Origin of the sequence: Planococcus circulans, from assembly GCF_020023385.1 — a bacterium.
GTDB lineage: Bacteria > Bacillota > Bacilli > Bacillales_A > Planococcaceae > Planococcus.
On sequence record NZ_JAIQCL010000006.1, the window covers coordinates 23,704 to 48,747 of the forward strand.

The following is a 25,044-nucleotide window of genomic DNA, read 5'->3' on the forward strand; positions in this document are numbered from 1 at the left end:
TTTAGCGGTCAGTTTTTTTTATTTGATTTTTTTTAAGTAAATGTGATCTAAATGTAAACGCTCTCCGTTATGTCTATGAAACTATAAAAAAAGAGGAGAGATTAAGATGAAATTAAACAAATGTCTATTAGCACTTCCACTATCATTAGCCTTATTAGTACCCACGGCGGCATTGGCGGACAGCCACGGCCATGCGACTCCAGCTAGCGAAACGGCCATGGAGTCAAGCACAGCAACGCCGGCAGCGGAATTGCGCATCGCACTGGATACCACATTGACCGAACATGCATTCCTGGCAGTCGAAGCGATGAGAAAAGGCGTTGATGGCGCCGAAGATTTCGAACAGGCTTCGGGTGCATTATTGGCAAACGCTGACGATCTTTCAGCGGCTGTCGGTTCTGTCTACGGGGAAGAAGGCGCAGCACAGTTTGACGAGATCTGGAAATCCCATATCGGCTACTTTGTTGATTATGTAACAGCAACAGCTGAAGATAACCAGGAAGGCAAAGAGCAGGCGTTGGCCGCTTTGGAAGAATACAAAGTGGAACAATCAACATTCTTCGACACTGCAACGGGCGGGCTTCTGCCGGCAGCAGCGGTTCAGGAAGGATTGGATATGCACGTCGATCAGCTGATTTCCGCTTTTGATGCGTATGTAGCGGGCGACTACGAAACTGCTTACTCGCTTGAACGTGAATCCATTCACCATATGAGCATGTTCGCGGAAAGCCTATCGATAGCCATCACGACACAATTCCCAGAGAAGTTCGATAACACGAATCCGGATACACCAGCAGCAGATTTACGCGCTCAATTGAACATGACATTTACTGAGCATGCCGGACTTGCCGCAATGGCAATGCAAGATGGTGCCGATGGGGCTGAAAGCTTTGAACAGGCTTCTGCTGCATTGATCGCCAATGCAGATGACTTGTCTGCAGCAGTGGAATCTGTCTACGGAGAAGAAGCAGGGGCGCAATTTGAAGAAATCTGGAAATCCCATATCGGCTACTTTGTGGATTACGTTGTAGCGACAGGTGAAGGCGATGCAGCAGCACAAGAGCAGGCAAAAGCTGATCTTGATGGCTATATTGTCGAACAGGCCGCTTTGCTTGATGCAGCAACAGAAGGCCGTGTACCGGCTGATGCATTGGAAGAAGGATTGACGGCTCACGTCGACCAATTATTGATGGCTTTTGACTCATATGTAGCAGGCGATTACGAAACAGCTTACAGCTCGATTCGTGAAGCCTATGCACATATGACAATGCCAGCAGCTGGATTATCAGCAGCCATCGTCGACCAGTTCCCGGAAGAGTTTGGCGCAACTGAAATGCCTTCAGAAATGCCGGCAACCGGTATGGGCGGCACAGCGGATACAGGTACGATTCCATACCTTTGGATCTTAGCTGGGCTAATGCTTGCAGGATTGACAACAACCCTTGCTTTGCGTTTCCGCAAACAATAAAGCAAGAAAGTGAAATGTAAACAGAGAACAGCCCTGAAGTCGTGAAACCCGGCTTCAGGGCTGTTCTTTTTTTGCGTTCTGTAAAGCATCCCATACTCGTGATGTTCTTAGCTGATAAAAAAATGTCTTGAGGACCTCAATAAGACTATATATTGTTTTGGATACCTGCTACTATTTAGAAAAGATTAAGGACTTATTACCTTTTCAAGCCTGCAGATTTTCTATAAATGTAAAGTGGGGGTATCGATGAAAAGCACAGTTAAGCAATTCCTTATGTTAATTTTCAGTTCGTATCTTGCCTATTTCCTTATTCTAAATCAAGGGCTGATTGGGGGATTGATGGTTGCGGGCACGTTCCTTCTAGTCTGCACAATCCTTTTCTTAGCCGGTATGATAGGGGCCATAAAAGGAAAGTTGAGATTCTTGAAGCTCAAGAGTATCAGCGAAGCAGTCGGAATGCTGATTTTTTCATCCATCCTATTTCTTGTGGTGCTGGTAGTGGCCGTCATCAATTCTTTTGTCGTCTTTACAACCGGAGACGACAAGCAAGCATCAGATGACAAAGTCAGGCTGTTCGCCTCGACAGTTTTTCAAGTTTCCTCACAAAAAGAGTTGATGAAGACCGAAAAAAATGGGGTCATCTATTTTTATTCTGAAGAAACCGAAGCTGAAATCGCTAAAATGGATGAGGTTCTCCAACGGGAACGGCAAAGCTTCAATTCGATTCTGGGCACCAGCGATGAAGGTGGATTGACAGTCGAGTTCCATGATGATTACGGCTCTCTTGAATCCAGCTATGGTTCGGGGGAAGTCGCCGGGTATTATAACTTAGGCAACAAAAGCATCCACCTGGTTCCTACTGATGAAAACTGGGAACTGATCTTGGTGCATGAATACTCCCATTACCAGAGCCATCTTTTCTCCAATCAGTATAGTTTGCCGATTACACGGATTCCTTCCTGGTTTGAAGAAGGCATCGCCGATTATTTTGCGGATGATTCCAGTGGTTGGTATGACCTGAAAACTATTGAACTCATCGATTTCCATGATCTCGACAGCCAAGAAGAGTATGACAGTTCTGCTTCAGCTAGTTATGATCCATACGCTCAGGGTTTTTTGGCGGTGGAATCACTGGTGGATGCTTATGGAGAGGGTTTCATTGTGGATTTATTGAAATCCAGATCCACCAGTACATTCTATAATAAGCTGGAAACGATGATCGGTATGGAAATTGAAGAATATCAGGACATCTTCCTTGAAAAGATGATTGCGGAACAAGAGCAATTGGATGAATGGTACGAACTTTCCCATATACAATTCGAACAGAAAGATTATGAGGGGGCTGAAAAAACAGCGACGGCCATCAAAGAAGCTGGAGACATTTATGACAACGATGCAGCGGATTGGATGCTTGTGGATATCCAATTGGCTCGGGGGAATTTCATGGAAGCTGCAGATTTGATGAATCGGAAGATTGCGGCAGACCACGCAGATTTCCTCATTGATGACTTGTTTTTACTGGCGGAAATTTACTTGTTGATCGATCCGCAGCTATCGTTGGAGTCAGCTTTACAGGCAGAAAAATTACAGGAGGATACTGAATTCTATTTCTATGAAGAAGACCTGATAGCCATTTATGAAAAAATAAATTCCAGTAAAGCAACAGAAGGCTATCGTCAGCTTTTGGATGAAGAATGGCTTTATAATCCCTATGTGCTTGATCGTTTAAATGAGAAGTTGGACAAGGAGTATCCAGGTGAATTTTAACTGTTGCGGAGTAGCGAGTATGCCGGTGCTTTTATATCCACTCATTCAAATCAGGAGAACCATGCCTTAATTGAACATGGCTCACCAACTGGAAAGAAGGAATACGATGTGCAAGATGCTGCTGACATCCAACGGTTTTTTTACCGAAGGGATTAAATGGAAATTCTTATCAGTATTGCCGAAGCCCCCATCAGAAATCAGAGCGGTTATCATCACCACAGCTTCTCCACAGAAAGAGTCGAGCAAGTCTGCAATTAAAGCACAAAAAGATTTGTTTGAAATGGACATTTGCCATGTCGCTTTTTTTGACTTCGAATATGAAAATCCAACAGCACTTGAAACGTATGATGTCATCTTTTTGAACGGGGGAAATCCTATTCAACTTCTTTATCGGATGAAGATAAGCGGCGGCATAAAGGTCCTCAGAAAACTTGCTCAACAAGATACGGTCTTTATCGGCGCGAGTGCCGGTGCGATGGTCCTTGGGGGCACTATCGAGCTGGCTGCTTTTTTTGCGCCGGAATTGAATACACCAAAACTGACGGACTTTAATGCCTTGAACCTTACTGACATCCTCCTTTTCCCCCATTATGATCGGGAAGACCTTTTTCCTGATGAAGTGGGGAGAACGATAGAAGAACGGATAAAACAATTCGAATCCATAAAACGAGTAGCAGTATCCAGACTTAAGGACGATGAATATTTGTTGTTCGACTAATGTTCCATTAAAGTGAAGGTTCTGCTACACAGAAAAATAGAGAGTATCCAAAACAGGCCAGCCGCTTCCCGAAGTGGCTGGCCTGTTTGATTTCAGCAGAAAATTCTAAAACGGACAGATGCCGTATTTTACAATCAAATTATAAAAAAAGATTGCATTGGAAACTTCAAAAGGATATGATGTAAAACGTAACAGTTACAGTTTGTAAAATACATAAAGTTTATTTATAGAAGAGCTTAAGAAGAAAGTTCCCTTTTTCTCCAAGCTGTACAAGGAGAGAAAGGGAATATTTTTAATTTACAAACCGTAATAATTACACTTGAAAAAGGGGCGTGTTCATTGATGAAGAAGGTATTTGGATTACTGTTTATAGTAGTAACGCTATTCTTAACCGCATGCACATCAGGTGCAGCAAATCAGCAGGAAGAGGACCGCAAAGAACTTAATTTGCTGTTCAACTTCGCAGCACGGTCGCTGGATCCCAATGTTGACAGCAGCTATGTACCATTGCGCGCAGGAATTACAGAGACTTTGGTGCATTTGAATGACGATTCGCTGACACTTGAACCGTGGCTTGCAGAAAGCTGGCACAGTGACAATGGACAAGACTGGACAATTCAATTGCGCGAAGGGGTCACGTTCCAAAATGGCAATCCACTGGATGCGGAAGCCGTAAAAGCTTCACTGGAACGGGCGATGAAGGATAATGTGGCTATTGAGAATGCTTTGCGGATCGAGTCGATGGAAGCTGATGGACAGCTGTTAAGGGTGAAAACAACCATGCCATTTCCTGAATTTCCTTCCGAACTGGTTCATCCTAACACTTCGATTATAGATATTACTGAAACCGATTATATTAACCGGCCGATCGGTACTGGTCCGTTTGCCGTCGAATCATTTACCCCTGGAACGGCAGTCGATCTTGTCCGGTACGATGATTATTGGGATGGAGCTGCAAAATTAGAGGCGGCACGCTTTTCATTCAATGAAGATGCCAACGCTAGATCGCTTGCACTCGAATCAGGAGATGCGGACATTTCATTCCGCCCAGAAGTTGAAAGTTTGGAAAATCTGGAGTCGGTTCCGGGTGTAAAAGTCGAATCGACCTCCACTTTCCGGGTACACCAGATGACGATGAACCTACAGAGGGAATCAATGAAAGACATCAACGTGAGAAAAGCTGTAGATGCACTGATCAACCGTGATTTGATTGCAGACACAATTTTAAAAGGACATGCAGAAGTGGCAGAAGGTCCATTTCCTTCGACTTTCTCATTTGCCCCGGATTATCCTGAAAAACAGACCGGACCTGAAGCAGCCAAAAAGCTTTTGGCACAGGCAGGTTATGAAGAAAAAGACGGCGTAATGCAAAAAGATGGAGAACCTTTAGTATGGACAATGCTGACTTACAGTGCTCGTGCAGATTTGCCATTGATCGCCCAGGTGTTTCAGTCAGATGCCAAACAATTGGGCATAATTGTAGATATCCAACAAATTGAAGTGCCGGAAGAATATATGGCAGCCAACCGTGATTGGGACTTGACTACCTACAGTAATTTAACAGCTCCACGCGGAGACGCAGGCTATTACTTAAATGCAACTTACCATCCGCAGGGAGCTTTGAACTTTAGCGGAGCTGCTGATGATCAGTTGACTGCTTTGATCGATGAACTGAATTTGACAGTAGGAGAAGAAGCGCGTTCAGTCATTGCTGAAAAAATCGCGTTGTATGTGGATGACCATGTATACAATTCGTTTATCCTGCATCCTAATACATTAGTCGCTTACAACGCCGATAAAGTAGAAAATTGGGTTACGACCCGCAGCGAGTATTATATGTTGACCAATACCCTGGATGTGAAATAAATGGCACGGATTTTATTGACAAGATTTATCGAAGTGGCAGTTTTTCTCTTATTAATTACTTTTGTTAGCTTCCTGTTTGCAAGGCTGGCACCCGGGGATCCGGTGTTGTCGATTTTGCGGGTAGATGATGTATCGGTGACCGCGGCACAAGTGGAAGAGCTTCGTGAAGACATGGGATTCAATGAGCCGCTTTTAGTCCAGTATGGCGAGTGGTTTGTGAATTTTGTGAAATTGGATTTTGGGGAATCCTATTTGACCAACCAACCGGTTTTGGAAATGCTGGTAAGCGGGCTTCCGGCGACATTGGAATTGACCGCAGGAGCACTGATTGTCATGGTTCTCATCGCTCTGCCTTTAGGATCGCTCGCAGCCCTTTACCGGGGAAGCTGGATTGACCACGTCAGCCGCTGGTTCTCACTGTTCGGCGCCGCTGTCCCAAGCTTTTGGCTTGGACTTTTATTAATTGATCTGTTTGGCGTCCGGTTGAATGTGCTGCCGACGATGGGCAGGGACGGCTTTGTTTCCATCCTCTTGCCGTCCGCAACATTGGGGCTTGCCATTACAAGTGTTTATGTCAGGCTGCTCCGCTCCAGCTTAATCGATTCTTTAAGCAATGAGTATATAAAAGCAGCCCGCTCGAGAGGAATTTCCGAAATTCGGATTTTTTTCACTCATGCACTGCGGGCTGCTTTACCGCCGGTGATTACCGTATTTGGTGTCAGTTTGGGAAGTTTGATCGGTGGAGTGGTGGTCATCGAGGTGATTTTTGCTTATCCAGGAATTGGTAAGATGGTCGTAGAAGCCATTAGAAGCCGTGACTATCCCGTTATCCAAGGCTATCTGTTCATCATGGCCATTATTGTATTTGTGGTCAACAGCCTGGTTGATCTCTCATACCGCTATTTAAATCCGGAAATCAGGCTAAAGGAAAGGAAGGGGAATTGATGGGCGCTTTCCCGATCAACTACAGTAAATTAAATTGGAAGACAGGTCTTTTGCTGTTATTGCTGAGTCTATTGGCTTTGCTCACCACCTATACTTTTCTATTCTTAAAACATGATCCGGATTTTGTTGATTTAGGCTCTAGACTTTTGCCGATGAGCTTTTCGCATCCATTTGGAACGGATCATTTGGGAAGGGATGTGCTGACGCGCATTTTACTTGGAGCACAACTGACAGTAGGGTATGCATTTTTGGCATTGCTGATAGCGGTAGCCATCGGCCTGCCGATTGGTTTGATTGCCGGATACAAAGGGGGCCTGCTCGAACGCGTACTTATGCGAATTGCCGATACATTTCTGGCTTTTCCGGATACCATTGTGGCGATTGTCTTAAGTGGTCTGCTCGGACCGGGGATTGAAAATTTACTGCTCGCTATCGTTTTTGTGAAATGGGTCAATTATGCACGCCTTGTCAGAAGCACGGTGGTAAGTGAGCGTCAAAAAGAGTATATAGCGATGGCGAAAATCAACGGCTTGCATGACGGGAAAATTATTCGGAAACATCTTTTCCCCCATATCATCGGCAATGTGCTGGTTCTTGCCAGCCTGGATATGGGGAAAATCATTTTATTGATTTCGTCCCTATCCTATATTGGGCTTGGCGCTCAACCGCCGGCTCCTGAATGGGGAGCCATGCTGAATGATGCGCGCCCTTATTTTCAGTCCATGCCTTCGTTGATGGTTTATCCAGGTCTGGCCATTATTACGGTTGTGCTGATTTCAAATGTTCTGGGTGATTATCTGCGGGACAAGTTTGATGTGAAGAAGGAAGTGCGATCATGAGTTTATTGAAAGTCCATAAACTGACAGTCGAAACAAAAGATCAACAAATCGTCAAAGAAATCTCATTTGAAGTAGACCCAGGGGATTGGCTCGCTATCGTTGGCCAGAGCGGAAGCGGCAAAAGCATGACTGCATCTGCCATTGGACAATTACTGAAGCCCAATCTGCAAGCCAAAGGTACGATTGAGTTTAACGGAGCCAATGTATTGGCCATGACTTCCAAAAAAATGAGAAGCATCCGTGGAAATAGGATTTCCTATATTTTTCAGGATTATCAGAGTTCCTTTACGCCATTCTTGACCATTGGAAAGCATTTTGATGAATACCAGCGAACGCATCTCCGGATGACAAAAGCTCAGCGCAACAAGAACACACAGGAGGCATTGGGCTCTGTAGGACTTACAAAAGACTTAGTAAGCCGCTACCCTTTCCAACTAAGCGGTGGACAGCTGCAGCGCACCGCAATTGCGTTAGCATTGCTGCTTAAACCTGATCTGGTGATTGCGGATGAACCGACGACAGCTCTGGACAGCATTTCATCATTCCGGATTCTTCAACTGCTGGCAAAGCTGCAGGAAGAGACGGGATGCGCCATTTTGTTTATCACACACGATCTGCGGCACGCAAGCAAATACGCTGACCGTATACTCGTGATGAAAGAAGGCCATATTATTGAGCAAGGAGATCAGTCCACCATTCTCGAGTTTCCGAAACACCCATATACACAAGCATTGGTTGAAGCAATTCCGGTGTTAAAAAAGCCGGAAAATCTGCATGACAGGAGGTCGGATGAGAATGTTGATGAAGATTAGCCATGTCGATAAATCATTTCCGAACGGCAAACAGGTATTGAAAGATATCTCCTTTACACTGGAAAAAGGCCAATGCCTGGGAATCATCGGAGAAAGCGGCTGCGGCAAAAGCACATTGGCACGCTGTCTTCTGCAACTTGAAAAAATAGATGCGGGAGAAATTTCCATGAACGGCTATATGCTCCATAATCAAACCGATAAAAGTCTCAATCCTTTCAGGAAGCACATTCAGGCAGTTTTCCAGAATCCCTCCGCTTCGCTGAACCCGAAATTGAAAATAAAAGATTCGCTGATGGACCCCTACCAGCAATATGGCAGCCAGAAAGAGTTGCAGCATTTCAATTTTACAAGCAAAGAAGACTATATTAGCCAATTGCTGGAGGCGGTTGAACTTCCTGCCCACCTTGCAGACTGTTATCCGCACGAACTGAGCGGCGGGCAACAGCAACGCGTGACTATTAGCCGAGCCATCAGCATAGAACCCGAAGTCCTCATACTTGACGAACCGACTTCCAGCCTTGATGTGCTGTCCCAGGCTTCGCTATTGAAATTGCTGGAGAAACTTCGCCGGCAATTTTCACTTTCCTACGTTTTTATATCCCATGATTTAGCGGCCGTTGCTTCTTTAAGCCAGAAAATGCTGGTGATGGAAGAAGGGCGCATCATTGATGGTTTCAGAAGTGATGAGATTTTTTTGCAAAACCGGCATCCTTATACGAAAGAACTGGTTTCCATGTTTTGAAGAATAAATTCTGTACTGCCTGAATATATTTGCTAATATGGCATATGGCAGTAATTTTTCAAATTAATAGTTAGGAGCTTCAAAATGAATCATCGTACATACCTTGCTCTGGCGATTCCATTGACACTATCAACTATCACCACCCCTTTGCTGGGAGCTGTCGACACGGCGGTCGTTGGTCAATTGCCGGACCCCGCTTTTATAGGCGGTGTTGCCATCGGGGCAGTGATCTTCAACACACTATATTGGCTTTTCGGCTTCTTGCGAATTGGAACATCCGGTTTTGCTGCACAGGCGAATGGAGCTAACGATTCCTTATTAGGGACACTTGCCCTTATTCGGCCATTGATTATTGCGCTTGTTGTAGGACTCAGTTTCTTTCTGCTGCAGAAACCGATTGAATTTCTTGCGTTAACTTTGCTTGATCCTGCTGAAGACGTCTCTGCGCTGGCATCCGACTATTTCGGCATCCGAATCTGGGGAGTACCGTTTACTTTGGTCAATTACGTCATCATGGGTTGGTTAATCGGCATGGCGCGCATTAAAATATCAGTGATGATACAGGTTTTTATGAACTTGCTGAACATTCTGCTGGATGTGATTTTTGTTTTTGGTTTCGGCTGGGGAGTATCCGGAGTCGCCTCTGCCACGTTGATCGCTGAAGTAACGGCCTGTCTGTTCGGACTTTGGATCGTTTGGAAAGGAACTTCTTATCAGTTCCAGGTGCCTTCAATAACACTGGTCACCGATGGATCTTCCATCAAGAAGATGATGGCTGTCAATCAGGATTTATTTATCCGTACGCTCTGCCTGCTTACTGTTATAAACTTGTTCACTTATAAAAGCGCGGCATTTGGCACAGAAACATTGGCCGCTAATGCTGTTCTGCTGCAGGTTCATTATTTAATGGCTTATTTTTATGACGGAATTTCCAATGCTTCAAGCATCCTTTCCGGAAGAGCGGTTGGTTCGAATGATTCCAGACTTTTTAAAAAAACGATCAATTTATCATTTCAATGGGCCATTTACTCCTCACTGTTGCTGACTGTGAGTTATTGGCTTTTTAGCGAATCCTTATTTTCGTTTTTCACCTCGATTCCTGAAGTAATCGAATTGGGCGGAATTTATGGAGACTGGCTATTGCTGTATCCTTTAGTCGCAAGTTTTGGCATTGTATTATACGGCGTCTTTACAGGTGCTACCGAAACAGCACATATCAGAAATTCGATGCTTTTCGCATTAGGGGTATTTTTGCTTGCCCTCTGGGGAGGGGTCCCAATTTTACAAAATCATGGACTATGGCTGGCTTTTATCTTGTTTAGCCTTGGCAGATCTGTTTTTCTAGTAATGTATATTCCAAAGTTGAATTTATTACAGGGTAAATCCCAATAGATACATCGTCTAAGATGAAATCCTGCTATTGACAAGCAAATATTTTTGTTCTTTGACATCTCCTCCAAAATAAAGTACATTATCATATGGACGAACAATAATGATGGTATATTGAAAAATCATTCGTGTATAGGGGTGTAATTTATGGAAAATGTGTTTGATTACGAAGATATTCAGTTGGTTCCTGCAAAAGCGGTGGTGGAAAGCCGATCAGAATGCGATACCTCGATTGAATTCGGTGGACGGACCTTTAAGTTGCCGGTCGTACCTGCAAATATGCAGACTATTGTAGATGAAAAAATCGCCGGATTTCTGGCTGAAAATAATTATTTTTATATTATGCATAGATTTGAGCCTGAAAAACGCTTGGCATTTACAAAAGACATGCAACAGCGCGGACTTTACGCTTCCATAAGTGTCGGCGTAAAATCGGAAGAGTATGAATTTATCCAACAGTTGGCTGATGAAAAAATCACGCCGGAATACATTACAATCGATGTGGCTCATGGCCATTCGAACGCTGTGATCAAGATGATTCAGCATATCAAGAAATTGGTGCCAGACAGCTTTTTGATCGCTGGAAATGTCGGTACACCAGAAGCTGTCCGGGAATTGGAACACGCCGGAGCAGATGCGACGAAAGTGGGCATCGGTCCCGGAAAAGTGTGCATCACCAAGATTAAGACAGGGTTCGGTACAGGCGGCTGGCAGTTGGCTGCACTTCGCTGGTGCGGAAAAGCGGCGAGCAAACCGATCATTGCGGACGGTGGAATCCGTACGCATGGCGATATTGCCAAATCGGTACGTTTCGGTGCTTCAATGGTGATGATCGGTTCTCTTTTTGCGGGGCACGAGGAATCACCTGGACAAACGATCAATCAAGACGGCAAGCTGTTAAAGGAATATTTCGGGTCAGCTTCTGAATTTCAAAAAGGTGAGAAGAAAAACGTCGAAGGCAAGAAAATGTATGTGGAATACAAAGGATCGCTTAAAGATACGCTGGTGGAGATGGAACAGGATCTTCAATCTTCCATTTCATACGCTGGAGGAGACAAGTTGCTGGCGATCCGCAATGTGGATTACGTCATCGTCAAAAACTCCATCTTCAATGGCGATAAAGTCTACTGAATCAGTCCAAAAGCCCTCAATCCGTCGATTGAGGGCTTTTTTTCCGTTTGGAAGAGTTAATGAAAAAGATGGTGAGGGAAACAGCCAATACTGCGCCGAACAGGATGTACTGGATGGTGACTGGGACTGCTTGGGTAAATCCGTAAACTGCAGCCAGTTCCAAAAGGACAGCCGGTATTTTGCCGATGGTGCTGGCGGTAAAGAACAGTCTGCCGCTGATGCTCGTCAAGGCTGCACCTGCTGTCACAAATCCGGATGGCATGAAAGGAAGCAGCCGCAGCAGAATCACCAGGCTGAAGACGCGGGTAGTCGGCTGGTCCTGGAACTTTTGCCAAAAGGGGTGCCGCAGCCATTTTGGGTCTGCTTTGGAAAATCCAAAGCGGTACAGGTAAAATCCAAGAAAAGCACCGATGATTTCACCGGAAAAAGTTAAAACTGCACCGCCGTAAAGGCCGAAAGATTGGATATTGACGACTGTGACAAGGACACTTGGAATAAATCCGACGGCTCCGACTGATAAATTGACGGCCAGGAGAACCAGAAATTCCACTATGGTGGATAAAGACTCGATAAGCGAGGCCCCTTTCTTAGAGAACCAGTGTTTACTATACACAGCAACTCTTTTTAGATTCATTTTAACACAGCTGAAAATTAGCTATTTGAGGTTTGCGAGTTCGGTCGGTAAAGTTTTTTAAACAGAAAAAACTGCGTAAAATCCTTTTTTTTTGCTGAAAACACGTTTTATTTTTTGTAAAATGGATAAGGAATAGTAGATGAAAAAGAAAGGAGGAGGTTTGGCGAAAGATGAATTGACAAATCATTTCAGTCGTCAGAAAAGCCATTAGGCTGGGCATAAGCAGTAAAATTTTTAGAGGAGGAACTATTCATGAAGATTACCGACATCATGACGAAAGACGTCGAGACATGTGCACCGGAAACGTCCCTTCAGGAAATTGCATCTAAGATGCTGGAACTCGATGTAGGGTCCATTCCAATCAGCGACGGCAAACGATTACTTGGAATCGTTACAGACCGCGACATTGTCACACGTGGAATCGCTTCTCAAATTTCATTGGATAGCCCTGTATCACAGATTCTGACTTCAGAAATGGTCACTGGAACAAAAGATATGTCTATCGAAGACGCTGCTGATTTAATGTCCGAACATCAAATTCGCCGACTTCCAATTGTTGAGAATGATCAGTTAGTAGGGATCGTATCATTGGGAGACATTGCCGTAAGAGACCAAACAGACGACAATGCCAGCCTTGTACTGGAGGAAGTCTCCGAGTCAGAAGACACAGAGCTGCATTAAAAGAAGAAGATTCGAAAGAAGCATGTCCTTGGTGGGCATGCTTCTTTTTGTTTCGTATGAATGTGAATCAACGAAAGATGGCCAGGTATTCGGTTGCATGTTTAACCTTCGTTTTGTGCTTTTACGTCTGCTGCCGACTAGGGGAAAGTTCCTGCAGATCCACCTATCATTATAAATTCAGGATGGTAAAATAAGTATGAGAATTGATGAGTACAAGAAGATTTATGACAGTTTTACTCATCAGGTGATTGAAGATAAAAAGAGGGGGAGTTAGATGAAAGATCGAATCCTGTTCGCAATTATCATATTTTTCGTCTTAGGATCGAGTGTCACCAGCGGCAATGATTCCATAAACCAGACGGCTAAGTCGATATTCCATGGATTTGGCATGTTTACTCTTGGGTTGATCGGAATTTATAGTTTTTATAATGTATTCGAAAAAAGGCGGGCAGAAAGAAAGTTGGATCATAAAAAATAAAAGCAGAAATTACTGCAGCTTGACTCTTGATTTTTCCATCACCGCCATACATAGCTGAACGTATTGATAAGGATCGCAACAAATCAATTATTTAATAGGGGTGGGCATTTGAGAAACCAAAAGCGAATTCGTGATTATGGAGTAGAAATCGGCAAGATGAAGCCCGGTGTGCTGAACGCCATAACAGATGTAGAAGGTGTTTCCATAGGGCATGTAACTTTAAGTGAAGGCGATATGCAGACCGGTGTGACAGCAATCCTGCCGCATCAGGGAGATCTGTTTCATGAAAAATTGATTGCCTCGAGCCATGTCATCAATGGCTTCGGAAAAACGATGGGGACGATACAACTGGCGGAATTGGGTACGTTGGAGACACCGATTGTTTTGACTAATACATTGAATGTCGGGACGGCAGCCAATGCCGTCATCGACTATATGCTGGAGAAGAATCCGGATATCGGCAACACGACCGGCACGGTAAATCCAGTGATTGGCGAATGCAACGATATGTTTTTGAATGATGTCCGGGGCCGTTTTGTCAAAGAAGAGCACGTTCGGCAGGCACTTGACAATACCGCTGTTGAATTTGAAGAAGGCGCAGTCGGAGCAGGCAGAGGTATGCTGTGCTATTCGCTGAAAGGCGGCATCGGCACCGCTTCGCGCATTATGGAGCAGGAGCATGGAACCTATACGATAGGTGTACTGGTGCTGTCGAACTTCGGGATGCTGAGTGATTTGACGATCGACGGCAATCCCATCGGCGAAGCATTAAAGAAAAATATCCAGCAAACGCATAAAGAAGAAGACAAGGGCTCTGTCATGGTCATCGTGGCCACCGATCTTCCGTTATCTGAACGGCAATTGAACCGGATCCTTAAACGGGCGGTAACGGGGCTTTCGCGGACGGGATCCATCATCACCAACGGCAGCGGAGAAATCGTACTGGGTTTTTCAACTGCCAATAAAATCCCTCATGCCAAACCGGAAAAAACCCTTTCGATCGAAACCATTCATGAAGACGATCTGGATGAAGCCTTCCGCGCTGTTGGGGAAGCTGTGGAAGAAGCAGTGCTCAATTCATTGATCACTGCAGAAGCGGTTGTTGGACGTGATGGCAATGAAAGACCAGCACTGAAAGAATTGCTAGAAAAATATGCGATGACTTTAAAGGACCTTTAATCGGGTTCTTTTTTCTTTTCAGCAAAGGGAAGAGCTCGATAAAAACAAAATATTGCCTGCTGATTAAATAGTTTATTTGAATAATACTTTATCTTCTGGGCTGAATACACTTTCTAGACAGCGAGCAATACAAAAGAAAATAACTATCGAATTAAAGATATCCAAGTATAGAAGAATACAGTGAAGAAATAGAGAAAAATAGTTTTTGGAAAAATAAGGTTGCAATAAAAATACTAAATTAACGTTAAATTGTTTACAATTTGCATAATCCATTGTAGTCTATGAGTATTATGAAAAACACTGAATTTCAATTTAATAGTAAATTAAATGGGTTTAAAGACTGTTAATACGACTGACTATTTTCAAAACAGCAAATTATTTTTAATAATATTTTGCTTGTTCATTCTAACGGGAAGACGAGAGGATGGAGTATATGATTAGTGCACAACCGGTAAAAACTTTGACTGAAATTCTGGAGAATATATTGGAAGCACCGGTCGAGGTGTTTGGAGATCTTCACGTAGTGAATAAGCAGAGGGAGTTAGCCATCAAAACAGGAAATTCCACTTTGTGCTTTAAAATCGATTACGAAATTACGTTTCAAAATATCCACCAGCAAGGCAAGATGCTGAATAAAGCCGAACTGCTTTTATTGCCTGAAGAACTGCCCGTGTTTTCCTCAGCGTTGATCAGCCAAAGTGTCTCATTACCCACCAATTACACACAACGGTTGGTTATGGAAACGGATGTCTTTTGCTTATACATGGAGTCCCAAGAACTTCCTGAACTTTTTGCCGAACGTTTTGCAGCCGCATTAAAAGCTGTCATTAATTGATCTTTTTGTCCGGATCGTCAAACTTTGATACCCACAACAGAAAAGAGGGTGTTCTTATGAATGGGAAATGTTTATCATGCATCTCGGCAGTCCTCTTTTTATTGACCATGCTGCCCTTGTCAATGGCAGCGATTCACTGGTTCTATAAACCACTTGAAATTTTGCTGAGCCTTCACCTGCATCTGCCTTGCGTGTTGAGCGGTTTGGGGATTGTGGCAGCGATGATCGGCGCAAAAGGAGATTTGAGGTTCAATCTTGTCTTATTCAATGTGCTGACGCTAAGTCTGTACCTCATTTTTTCTACAAGTCTGCACTCTATGTAAACCCGGTTGCTTGCTACTGAAATATCGTACGAAATTACATGAACTTCTAAACAAAAAGATGGAATGCAGTGCATATTTGCGCAGCGTTCCATCTTTTCGATTTAATGTGCAATAATCGGCCTTACCCATAGTTTGGAAAAATCGACATAGCCGAAATGACTGATGGAAATATTCATTAAGTCAACAGAAAAAGGAATTTGACGCTTTTCATAATACAAAGTCAGCATGATGGAGGACTCGATCAGATCACGTTCAATTTCCAGATTTAAGGCCGTCCAATTTTCAAATGGCGTTTCAGCATACAGCTGCATGTAATCAGTAAATCGTGGTTGGGATTTCATGATAGCCGCCAGCGGAGAATAGCCGTTTGAAAGAAAATAGAAAAACGAGAAATTTTGGTTCATTTCAAAGACCTCTCCGTGAACAAAAAGGTCGGCTGTTTGGTCGTCTTTGGTATCCATCAGTTTGTCCCGGAAAGACAGCCATTGGATTTCGACAGGAATGCCTTCGCTTTCCAGAGCTTCTTTCAGCCAGCGGGTAGCTCCGTTGGTATAGTTTGCCGCTTTAATGATCAATGGCTGTTCAATGCGCGGACATACAGGCTTTGGCTGTGTATAGGCTTGTTTTTGTCCGATTAAACAGCTGTGGTGATTGGGCAAGGCACGCGGATGAAACTCGCCGATTTTATGGCGGTGTTTGGCGATGGCATAGTGGACATACTCACGTACTTCTTTCCGATTGATGGGTGAATTCCTGAATGCATTTAATATGACCACCCCAAACCCTGAATCGCTTTCTACTTGAAACGTCTCATTGGTCTGTTCATTCGCTGAAGAACGATAGGCAAAGTCGAAATCCTCGGGTACCTGGAGGAATTCGACGATGTCGAGCAGCGGCCGTTCACGGAAGTATCCACCGAATGCCATCAAGGTGGTTTTCAGCATGTCATTTTCCGTGACATAAAAGCTGCCGGTGCCGATAGGGTTCAATGGTCCTTCTTTATAGATGCTGGAATTGATCATGCCGAGCATATAGAGGCAGTAGCTGCAGCCATTTGGAAATGAGATTTCAAGAACATGTGGGGAGATTGCTTTTATGGCTGTAATCGGCTTCCAAAGATCCGCGTAAGAAGCATCCGTACGCAGCCGGTTTAGGCATTCGACTACATCTTCTGAAGTCAAAAAAGAGCCATCGTGAAAACTGACTTCTTTCCTGAGATACAGCCGAAGAGTAGTGGGGGTAAGGTCCCAACTATGGGCCAGCTCCGGAGAAACGTCTCCGTTTGCATGGACTGACACCAAACGGCTATAGACATTGGAAACCATATTTGCACTTTGGACATCTGCCGCTTCCAATGGATGGAGCGTCAGCAACGGATATTTCCGCGGGATGATCAGTTTATCTTTCTGGCTAACAGCGTTTTGGACATAACCGAAGTTGGACCGGAAGTGATGGAGCAGACGCAGCCTGACTTCCGGTGACCAGTCAAACAATAGGTATTTCCCGGCCGCTTCGATGGACTGCTCTTCAATCAGGTGAAGCAGCTGTTGTTCATATACTTCTTCTACATCCCGATGCCACTCTATATGGGAAGTATTTCCACGGCCACGGCCCGACGTAAAGGTGAACCAGCCCTCATCAGCCCATTTACGCAACAGCCGTGCCGTTTGTTTATTGCTCAATTGAAGTGAATCTGCCAGCTCATTTTGCTTGATGTTGCCGGATGGGATCGCTTGCCATAACGCCAAAAGGGATTTTTCCATAATGCCTCCTTGTAAAAGTGGACATGATTTATAAAATTGTCTATTTTTAGTATCTTTCGTCTAGTTTAATATACATAAGACAAAGGAGGTTGACAAGATGAAATGGAAGGACTATCCACAAAATATTAAAGTGCGTTTGATTACTTCATTCTTTAACCGGGCTGTCGCTTCAGCCGTCATGCCATTTATGGCATTGTTTTTTGCCCAGGAGATGAGCAAGGTCTGGGCAGGTTCTTTTTTGATCATCACCGTTTTCATCGGTTTTCTTGTCAACATGATCGGCGGCTATATTTCTGATCGCTTCCCGCGAAAAAGAGTGTTGGTGATGACCTCTTCTCTGAGCGCTGTCATGTTCCTGTTGATGGCGATCAGTTTGTTGCCGGATGAAAAATGGATTCGCCTGTTTGCGCTCGCCTACGTCATGTTTATCGTCACCAGCAGTTTGGGCAGACCGGCGATGCATGCCATCATCATCGATTCGACAACTCCGGAAAACCGTAAAGCGATCTATGCCATCGATTATTGGATGATCAACCTGTCGATGGCCATCGGTGCAGCACTCGGTGGCTTATTGTATCTGAATCATCAGATTGAATTGTTTATTCTATTGACAGTAACAGCTGCCAGCTTGCCGATTGCTTATCAGATTTGGCTGAAGGACGAACGCGTCCAAAGCTTGAAAAAACAGCATCAGAATGTGGTGATCGATCTGCTGCAAAACTACAAAGTTGCTTTCCAGGACCGGCCTTTTGTGAAAGTGGTGATCGGTTCCATGTTCATTTTTTCAGCGGAATTTTCCTTGAACAGCTATATCGGCGTCCGGCTTGCCGAGAGCTTCGATTCTTTCACCATCGGGGATTTCGAGGTTGCCGGAGTCCGGATGCTGAGCCTCTTGAATATCCAAAACATGCTACTGGTCGTCTGTATGACATTTATGGTCAATAAATTCACGGACCGATTTTCCAAACAGCATGTCCTCTTGACCGGATTGTTGCTTTACAGCATTGGCTATGTCACGATTACATCAGCGAACAGCTGGTACCTGCTGCTCCTGTTCAACTTTATCGGGACAATCGGCGAACTCGTATATTCGCCGGTGCGCAATGCAGAGATGGCGAATATGATACCCGAAGACAAGCGGGGTTCGTATTCCGCTTTCTCCAATGTTTCATTCAGCGGCGCGGATCTATTGGCCCGCTCCACCATCATCATTGGTGCATTCCTGATTCCGACAATGATGTCTGTCTATATCGGCGTCTTGTTGATGATCGGAACGCTCCTTGTTTACACGGGCCTGTTTGTCAGAAAATCGAAGAAAGAGCAAGTGGCCGAACCGGAAATCGTTTGATCTCCACTACTTTAGCAGACAAATGAAATGCCAGGAGGATGAGCATGATGATTAGAAAAGCAGTTCCAGCAGATGCGGCTCAGTTAACCACACTCATGAAGCATGTGGAAGAATCGAATTTGATGCTGTTTGAGCCGGGAGAACGAAAAACCACTGCCGAACAGCTGAAGAAACGCCTTGGTGCTGCAGGGGATGAGTCAATCGTGCTGGTGGCAGAAGAAGAGTCGGAGTTGACAGGCTATTTGTTTGCGATGGGCGAAGGAGTCAAACGGAAACGGCATTCCGTTTATGTGGCGCTGGGCATTAGGCAAAACGAGCGGGGAAAAGGCAGAGGCACCGAGCTGTTTCTGGCGTTGGAGCAATGGGCCAAAGAAAAGGCGCTTCACCGCATTGAACTTACCGTTCTCGAGCATAATAAAGCTGCCATTGCACTATATGAAAAAATGGGGTTTCAAGTAGAAGGGATCAAGCGGGATTCTATATGGATTAACGACAGCTATGCCAACGAATTGTATATGTCGAAACTGCTCTAGGTCATAGAGCGGCAAAGGGTTCTATTACCACCAGTAAAGTCGGTGGCTATAGAACCCTTTGCCGCTTTTTAGGAAATGAAGCGAGAAATGTGGAAATAAGACGATATCTTATGTTTATATACTAGAGGTATGTAAAATATTGTAGTTTATCTGTATTTTTAGACGCAATGATTGTAAACTAATAAAGAATGTTTTTACGGGGAGTTGGATAAATGGATTCGTTGCTTTTTTTCTTTCTTGAAAATATGGCGTTGATCATCGCGCTGCTATACCTGGCTTTAAAAGCTAAGGAATTATTATTCCCCGATTTAACCGAATCAACATTTTTATTGGTGTTGAGTGTAGTGTTCATCGGATTTTTAACGTTTTCAGTCATGTACAACCCTTATATCCACGAAGGGATGAGGCTTGACCTGCGGGAAGTACCGCTTTATTTCATCTCCTATGTGGGAGGGTGGAAAGTAGGGATTCTGTCTGCTGTGTTCCCGTCGTTCTACCGCTATTCGCTAGGTGGTCCAACCGCAATAGAAGGTGTATTGCAGACAGTGGTGTTGCCGGTCATCATCGGCAGCTTGTTCCGCGATAAGAAGACCGTCAATAAGTTTTTTGCCTTGCTGGATATCAAGAGAATGGTTCTGGGATTGCTTGTATTCGAAGTCCTTAAATCGATAACGATGCTGGTAACTACACCGGCAACGATTTTTATAACACTATCGATGATGTTCTTTTCGATGGTTGCTGTATTGGCCATGGGATTGATCGCAAATGGGGAAAATCATCACATCCTCGTCCGCAAGGAACTTGAATTTTATTCGAATCAGGATCCGATGACACAATTGCCCAATATCCGCTATTTCCGAAATAAAGTTCAAATGCTGGTGGCGCAATATGTCCCAGTGGCTATTGTAATGATCGATGTCGATTACTTCAAAACCTATAACGACACGCACGGCCACCAAAAAGGGGATGCTGTGCTCCGGTCGATTGGCCAGCTGCTGCGGGACCATACACGAAAAAAAGATTATATCGCCCGTTATGGCGGTGAAGAATTCATCTTTTTTATCACCGATCCTCTAGATGATGCGGAAGCACTGGAAATCGCTGAAAGGGTTCGGGAACGGATCGAACAGTATCATTTTGAAGGTGAAGAGCTGCAACCTGAAGGCAAGCTGACTGTATCTATGGGAATATCCTTGAATTCCTACCACAAAACGCTGGATCAGCTGATTGGCGAAGCCGACCAGGCACTTTACCAATCCAAGCACCATGGAAGAAATCAGGTTACCGCTTTTTCAGAAACCGAGGAAAAGGAATCCGTGAATGTGTAGAGTGAAAAACTTATAGAACCGGACAGCCGTCTTTTCTCAAAAGCGGCTGTCTTTTTTTAGTGAAAGCGAGACCTTAAACATAGAAGCATGGAAAATTGGGTAGAGGGGGATAAAGAGGAAACCTGGCTCAATGGACAATGGGCTTTCCAATTAACATAAAAGACGGGAGGAATCCAGATGGAGCACAATCTGCAGACGGGATTAGCGTCTATGGAGACAATAGTCGTCATCTTGCTGTTCTTGGCATTTTTGCTGTACCCACTTGCAGCAGCTTTGACGAGCTTGCGCTTAAAAGCGTGGCCGCTCCATCGCTATTTTTTATGGAGCCTCGGTGTTTTTTGCATCGCAGCCGTCTTTACAGGGCCATTGGCGGATATAGCGCATGATGATTTCACTGGACATATGTGGACACATCTGCTGCTTGGCATGCTGGCACCTCTACTATTATTGCTGGCCATGCCTATGACTCTGCTGTTGCGGTCCCTGCCGATTTCTGCAGCAAGAAAGGTTACTTCAATTTTAAAGAGCCAGCTGTTTCATTTGTTGAGCAACCCGATTACCGCATGGATCCTCAATACCGGCGGGTTGTATATGCTGTACATGACGGATTTATATGAGCTTATGCACCGGTCGCTGATTGCTTACGGCCTTATCCATCTGCATGTATTTCTAGCAGGCTACCTGTTCACTGCTTCTATCCTCTATATCGATGTCACAAGCCATCGCCTGGGTTATTTGTTCCGTTCCGTTGTTTTGATCGTGTCGTTGGCGGCTCATAAAATCCTTTCAAAACTCATCTACGCCTATCCGCCTGACGGTGTGCCAAGAGAGCAAGCCGAAGCAGGAGGCATGATCATGTATTATGGTGGGGACTTCATCGATTTGGTCATCATCGTCATCTTTTGCTGGCAGTGGTATAAAGCCACTGCTCCGAGGAAAAGTGAAATGGCTGAGAAGATATGAAGCGTACGGGGAAGCTGTTTCGTCAGCGCGTCTTATGCCTTTCGGAGCTAAACGGCCGTTTCCGCTTTTCTTTTTGTCCAGCTCCAACGGCCAACTCCTCGGGTCATAAGCCACACTGACTATGCGGCAAAAAACGCCGCTTCGTCAGCGCGTCTTATGCCTTTCGGAGCTGAACGGCCGTTTCCGCTTTTCTTTGTGTCCAGCTCCAACGGCCAACTCCTCGGGTCATACGCCACACTGACTATGCGGCATAAAACGCCGCTTCGTCAGCGCGTCTTATGCCTTTCGGAGCTGAACGGCCGTTTCCGCTTTTCTTTTTCTCAGGCAAAGTCTCTTGTTTTGGGTTAAACTAGAGATAAGCGTTTGGATTCGAATAATCTGCTCTACTACATAAGAACGAATGAATTTAAGCATCACCATTATTAGGAGGCAATTCATGAATAGTTTTATTGTTATGCAAGGAGAGACTTATCAGGCAGAACGCAATGCGGGGGTTCTTTGGACGCCGCAGATCGACAAATCCGGCATGGTGCCGCATTCGTGGAACCGGATGCAGGAATTGAAGAAAGGCGATATTGTGTTTCATTATGTAAAAGGCTCCTTTATGGCCATCAGCCGAGTACGGGAAGATTGCCATAAAGGCACGAAGCCGAAAAATCCGGATGAGCAGCAGAATGGACATGAAGACGCGTTCGTGGCACACACTGTCTATCGCGAACTGGATAAGCCCTTGTCAGTGAAGGAATTCTTTGCGGAGATCGAGCCTTTATTGCCGGTGAAGTATTCCGCGTTCCAGGAAGATGCCAGCGGCAATTCAGGCTATCTGTATCCCTGCAATGAAGAACTGGCGATGAAGTTTCTGGAGCTGATCAGCTCGTTGAACATTTTTACAATTGAAGTGGAACAGTTGGAATTATCGATGGAAGTGATCAAAAAAACGGAGCACAATCCATTGCTGGGGCTGATTGCCGAAGCGGAACTTGAAATCAAAACTAAAATGCGCAGAGGCAAAGAACAATTTCGGGAAAGTTTGCTGCCGCAATGGAACGGCGAATGTCCGCTTTGCGGCATCGGGGTCGAAGAGGTTTTAAAAGCGACCCATGCGAAGCCGTGGAAGGACAGTTCGGATTCAGAGCGATTGGATCCGTTCAATGGCATTCTGCTTTGCGCTAATCACGCTGCCTTGTACTCAGCAGGTTATATTGCCTTCACCGGTGGGGGAAGGCTCCATATTTCGAGCCGGATTCCCGAAGAAGACTATCCGGTATATAGATTGCGTAAGAGCATGAAAGTTCCGGTCTCCCCGGAGCATGCGCCTTATTTAAGGTGGCATAAACGGATTGTTTTTGCAGAACCGAGAAAAGTGAAATTGCTGACAAACCAGGAACAATAGATTTTTTTATCTGTCTATAGGCGAATGGAATATGCTACACTGAAAACAAGTGAATAATCATGCAGAAAAAAGGTGCTGATTCGTCAGCATAACAGGGAACCCGGTTAGATTCCGGGGCTGTTTCCGCAACTGTAAGTGCGTATGAAATAAGAAAATGCCACTGTTCCGATGACTAGTCATCGGGACGGGAAGGTTCTTAGAGTAAATCGATGCACAAGCCAGGAGACCTACCTTTTTTTGAACGTATTTTTACTCTTCGGAAGATAAGGGAATCATACGGCAACGTTTCTATTTTTGACTGCTGGAGTATGTCTCTGAATAGCTATGGCGCCGCCCTCTTTTTGAGGGCGGCTTTTTGCTGTTTAATGAGAGCGTTCAATGCAGTGATTTTCACCAGACAAAAGTGAGGTGAAATGATGAAGAAAGACATGCGTTACCTATGTTATCCATTCATGCGGGAATCCGCCTCTACAGTGGACTTTGAAATCAGAACAGATTCATTGACCACACACATCGGGGAAGCCCTGGCGCTGACAGAAGATGTAGCTGCAGTTCAGCGCGACCTGCAGATTCTCCAGCCGATGGCCTATCATTTGAATGGCTCAGTCCGAGGGAAACTGGCTATCCGGGATGAAGATTTGATCGAGTTAAGTAACATGTATGATTATTATGTCAACTGTACAAGGGACAAAATCGACCACTTCGTTTTGCCTCAAGGGACTATAGGTGCTTGTGTCCTGCATGGATGCCGTAGTGAGGCGAAAAAATCTGTCCGCGCCTTGCATAAAGTAAGCTTGGAACGTGAAGTTCCGGAAATCCTTTTCAATTACGCCAATCTTTTGGCGAATGTATTCTTTACCATGGCTGTTTATGTCAATCAACACCACGGCGTGGAAGAAATTCCGTTTGTCAGCAAGTCCTATCCAACCAAAAAAACCAAAAAGAAAGAAGTGGCCAACTAACAATGAAAATTTCCCTATTCAAGTACCTATCCATCGGAGCAGTGGCATTAACGCTCGGCGCCTGCCAGTCAGACACATCCCAAACAGCTGATTCGGATGCAGCAGCTGAAGTTGAAGAACAGGCAAGTTATACCGTGACGGATGACCTGGACAAGGAGCTGACTTTTGAAGAAGTTCCTGCTACTGTCGTGTCATTGATTCCCAGCAATACTGAAATCCTCTATGAAATCGGAGCTGGAGACAAAGTGGTCGGTGCGACAGATTACGACAACTACCCGGCTGAGGCAGCCGAAGTGGAGCGTGTTTCCGATTCGGTGGCTTTCAATGCCGAACGCATCATTGAACTGGAACCGGATGTGGTCATCGGTTATTCGACAGGTGGACCGACCGGCTACGACGAATTGGAAGCAGCCGGCATACAGGTATTTGTCATCGAATCAGCGGAATCCTTCGACGACGTTTACGGAGACATCGAGCAAATTTCAACTGTAATGGGCTTGGAAGACAAAGGCGAAGAAGTGATCGGGGCCATTCAGCAGCAAATTGAAGGCGTACAGGGAAAAGTAGCAAGCGTGGAAGAGAAAAAACAGCTGTATTTCGAAATCAGCCCTTCACCGGAAATCTATACAACAGGCCAGAAGACTTTTCAGCAGGAAATACTGAATCACGCCAATGTCGACAACCTGTTTGGCGATTTGGAAGGATGGCCGCAGATTTCTGAAGAAGAAGTCATCAAACGAAATCCGAAAATCATTGCGACCACAGTCTCTTATATTGATGACCCAATCGGCGAAATTAAAAGCCGCGAAGGTTGGAAAGATATCGAAGCAATCCAAAACGATCAGGTGTTTTTCCTGGACTCCGATATCACTTCCCGTCCGGGACCAAGAATCGGAGATGCTGTCGAGCTGGTAGCGAAAACAGTATATCCCGAAGCTTTCGAATAA

General features: G+C 44.8%; 24 protein-coding genes and 1 riboswitch. Of the genes, 22 read left to right on the top strand and 2 right to left on the bottom strand.

What is annotated here, in order from left to right; all coding sequences use genetic code 11:
- The first annotated feature begins 106 nt into the window (after positions 1–106).
- The 10 genes from K8U60_RS10975 to guaC all read left to right on the top strand — a co-directional run bounded on the left by K8U60_RS10975 (position 107) and on the right by guaC (position 11,677).
- On the top strand, positions 107–1,468 hold the full coding sequence (locus tag K8U60_RS10975; RefSeq protein ID WP_223638595.1) for a copper amine oxidase: 1,362 nt from the start codon (positions 107–109) through the stop codon (positions 1,466–1,468).
- A 246-nt stretch (positions 1,469–1,714) separates the two neighbouring features.
- Positions 1,715–3,235 (top strand): hypothetical protein, encoded by a 1,521-nt coding sequence (locus K8U60_RS10980; RefSeq protein WP_223638598.1) that lies wholly within the window; start codon positions 1,715–1,717, stop codon positions 3,233–3,235.
- Between the two features lie 106 nt (positions 3,236–3,341).
- Positions 3,342–3,953: a Type 1 glutamine amidotransferase-like domain-containing protein gene (locus K8U60_RS10985; protein WP_223638601.1), complete on the top strand. Its 612-nt coding sequence runs from the start codon at positions 3,342–3,344 to the stop codon at positions 3,951–3,953.
- A gap of 342 nt (positions 3,954–4,295) precedes the next feature.
- Positions 4,296–5,819 carry a nickel ABC transporter substrate-binding protein gene (gene nikA / locus K8U60_RS10990; RefSeq protein WP_223638607.1) on the top strand — a complete coding sequence of 508 codons (1,524 nt, stop codon included), beginning with the start codon at positions 4,296–4,298 and terminating at the stop codon, positions 5,817–5,819.
- Positions 5,820–6,764, top strand: coding sequence for a nickel ABC transporter permease (nikB, locus tag K8U60_RS10995; protein ID WP_223638610.1), 945 nt, complete (start codon positions 5,820–5,822; stop codon positions 6,762–6,764).
- Positions 6,764–7,603, top strand: coding sequence for a nickel transporter permease (gene nikC / locus K8U60_RS11000; protein WP_223638626.1), 840 nt, complete (start codon positions 6,764–6,766; stop codon positions 7,601–7,603). The genes nikB and nikC overlap by 1 nt, the downstream gene beginning before the upstream one ends.
- On the top strand, positions 7,600–8,415 hold the full coding sequence (locus tag K8U60_RS11005) for an ABC transporter ATP-binding protein (protein ID WP_223638629.1): 816 nt from the start codon (positions 7,600–7,602) through the stop codon (positions 8,413–8,415). The genes nikC and K8U60_RS11005 overlap by 4 nt, the downstream gene beginning before the upstream one ends.
- Positions 8,399–9,157, top strand: coding sequence for an ABC transporter ATP-binding protein (locus K8U60_RS11010; RefSeq protein WP_223638632.1), 759 nt, complete (start codon positions 8,399–8,401; stop codon positions 9,155–9,157). Before K8U60_RS11005 ends, K8U60_RS11010 begins: the two co-directional genes overlap by 17 nt.
- 84 nt (positions 9,158–9,241) lie before the next feature.
- Positions 9,242–10,549: an MATE family efflux transporter gene (locus K8U60_RS11015; protein ID WP_223638635.1), complete on the top strand. Its 1,308-nt coding sequence runs from the start codon at positions 9,242–9,244 to the stop codon at positions 10,547–10,549.
- A 144-nt stretch (positions 10,550–10,693) separates the two neighbouring features.
- Positions 10,694–11,677 (top strand): GMP reductase, encoded by a 984-nt coding sequence (gene guaC, locus K8U60_RS11020; RefSeq protein ID WP_223638638.1) that lies wholly within the window; start codon positions 10,694–10,696, stop codon positions 11,675–11,677.
- A gap of 16 nt (positions 11,678–11,693) precedes the next feature.
- Here guaC and K8U60_RS11025 read toward each other — a convergent pair whose 3' ends face one another.
- Entirely contained in the window at positions 11,694–12,290 is a 597-nt protein-coding gene (locus K8U60_RS11025) for a TVP38/TMEM64 family protein (protein ID WP_223638640.1), read from the bottom strand.
- A gap of 273 nt (positions 12,291–12,563) precedes the next feature.
- Here K8U60_RS11025 and K8U60_RS11030 point away from each other — a divergent pair, with 273 nt between their 5' ends.
- From K8U60_RS11030 to K8U60_RS11050, 5 genes are all read left to right on the top strand, one after another.
- The gene (locus K8U60_RS11030) at positions 12,564–12,992 is read left to right on the top strand and encodes a CBS domain-containing protein (RefSeq protein WP_223638643.1); all 429 of its coding nucleotides are present in this window, start codon (positions 12,564–12,566) and stop codon (positions 12,990–12,992) included.
- Between the two features lie 274 nt (positions 12,993–13,266).
- A complete protein-coding gene (locus K8U60_RS11035; protein ID WP_223638646.1) occupies positions 13,267–13,470 on the top strand; it encodes a hypothetical protein in 204 nt (67 codons plus the stop codon).
- A 108-nt stretch (positions 13,471–13,578) separates the two neighbouring features.
- On the top strand, positions 13,579–14,649 hold the full coding sequence (locus K8U60_RS11040; RefSeq protein ID WP_223638649.1) for a DmpA family aminopeptidase: 1,071 nt from the start codon (positions 13,579–13,581) through the stop codon (positions 14,647–14,649).
- 424 nt (positions 14,650–15,073) lie between these two features.
- Positions 15,074–15,484 carry a hypothetical protein gene (locus tag K8U60_RS11045; protein ID WP_223638652.1) on the top strand — a complete coding sequence of 137 codons (411 nt, stop codon included), beginning with the start codon at positions 15,074–15,076 and terminating at the stop codon, positions 15,482–15,484.
- A gap of 56 nt (positions 15,485–15,540) precedes the next feature.
- Positions 15,541–15,807, top strand: coding sequence for a hypothetical protein (locus K8U60_RS11050; protein ID WP_223638655.1), 267 nt, complete (start codon positions 15,541–15,543; stop codon positions 15,805–15,807).
- A 101-nt stretch (positions 15,808–15,908) separates the two neighbouring features.
- Here the strand turns inward: K8U60_RS11050 and K8U60_RS11055 are convergent, their stop codons facing one another.
- A complete protein-coding gene (locus K8U60_RS11055; RefSeq protein ID WP_223638658.1) occupies positions 15,909–17,570 on the bottom strand; it encodes an ABC transporter substrate-binding protein in 1,662 nt (553 codons plus the stop codon).
- Between the two features lie 97 nt (positions 17,571–17,667).
- On the opposite strand from K8U60_RS11055, the gene K8U60_RS11060 reads away from it, so the two are divergent.
- The 7 genes from K8U60_RS11060 (at position 17,668) to K8U60_RS11090 (ending at position 25,044) form a co-directional block, all read left to right on the top strand.
- The gene (locus tag K8U60_RS11060; protein ID WP_223638661.1) at positions 17,668–18,918 is read left to right on the top strand and encodes an MDR family MFS transporter; all 1,251 of its coding nucleotides are present in this window, start codon (positions 17,668–17,670) and stop codon (positions 18,916–18,918) included.
- Positions 18,919–18,962: 44 nt separating this feature from the next.
- Complete coding sequence (locus tag K8U60_RS11065) at positions 18,963–19,451, top strand: GNAT family N-acetyltransferase (RefSeq protein WP_223638664.1); 489 nt, start codon at positions 18,963–18,965, stop codon at positions 19,449–19,451.
- Between the two features lie 212 nt (positions 19,452–19,663).
- Positions 19,664–20,779 carry a GGDEF domain-containing protein gene (locus K8U60_RS11070; RefSeq protein WP_223638666.1) on the top strand — a complete coding sequence of 372 codons (1,116 nt, stop codon included), beginning with the start codon at positions 19,664–19,666 and terminating at the stop codon, positions 20,777–20,779.
- Between the two features lie 177 nt (positions 20,780–20,956).
- On the top strand, positions 20,957–21,742 hold the full coding sequence (locus K8U60_RS11075; protein WP_223638668.1) for a cytochrome c oxidase assembly protein: 786 nt from the start codon (positions 20,957–20,959) through the stop codon (positions 21,740–21,742).
- Between the two features lie 436 nt (positions 21,743–22,178).
- Positions 22,179–23,135, top strand: a complete 957-nt coding sequence (locus K8U60_RS11080; protein ID WP_223638670.1) for an HNH endonuclease — start codon at positions 22,179–22,181, stop codon at positions 23,133–23,135.
- A gap of 52 nt (positions 23,136–23,187) precedes the next feature.
- Positions 23,188–23,384, top strand: a riboswitch (cobalamin riboswitch).
- Between the two features lie 167 nt (positions 23,385–23,551).
- On the top strand, positions 23,552–24,097 hold the full coding sequence (locus tag K8U60_RS11085; protein ID WP_223638714.1) for an ATP:cob(I)alamin adenosyltransferase: 546 nt from the start codon (positions 23,552–23,554) through the stop codon (positions 24,095–24,097).
- Positions 24,098–24,099: 2 nt separating this feature from the next.
- Positions 24,100–25,044, top strand: a complete 945-nt coding sequence (locus tag K8U60_RS11090) for an ABC transporter substrate-binding protein (RefSeq protein ID WP_223638717.1) — start codon at positions 24,100–24,102, stop codon at positions 25,042–25,044.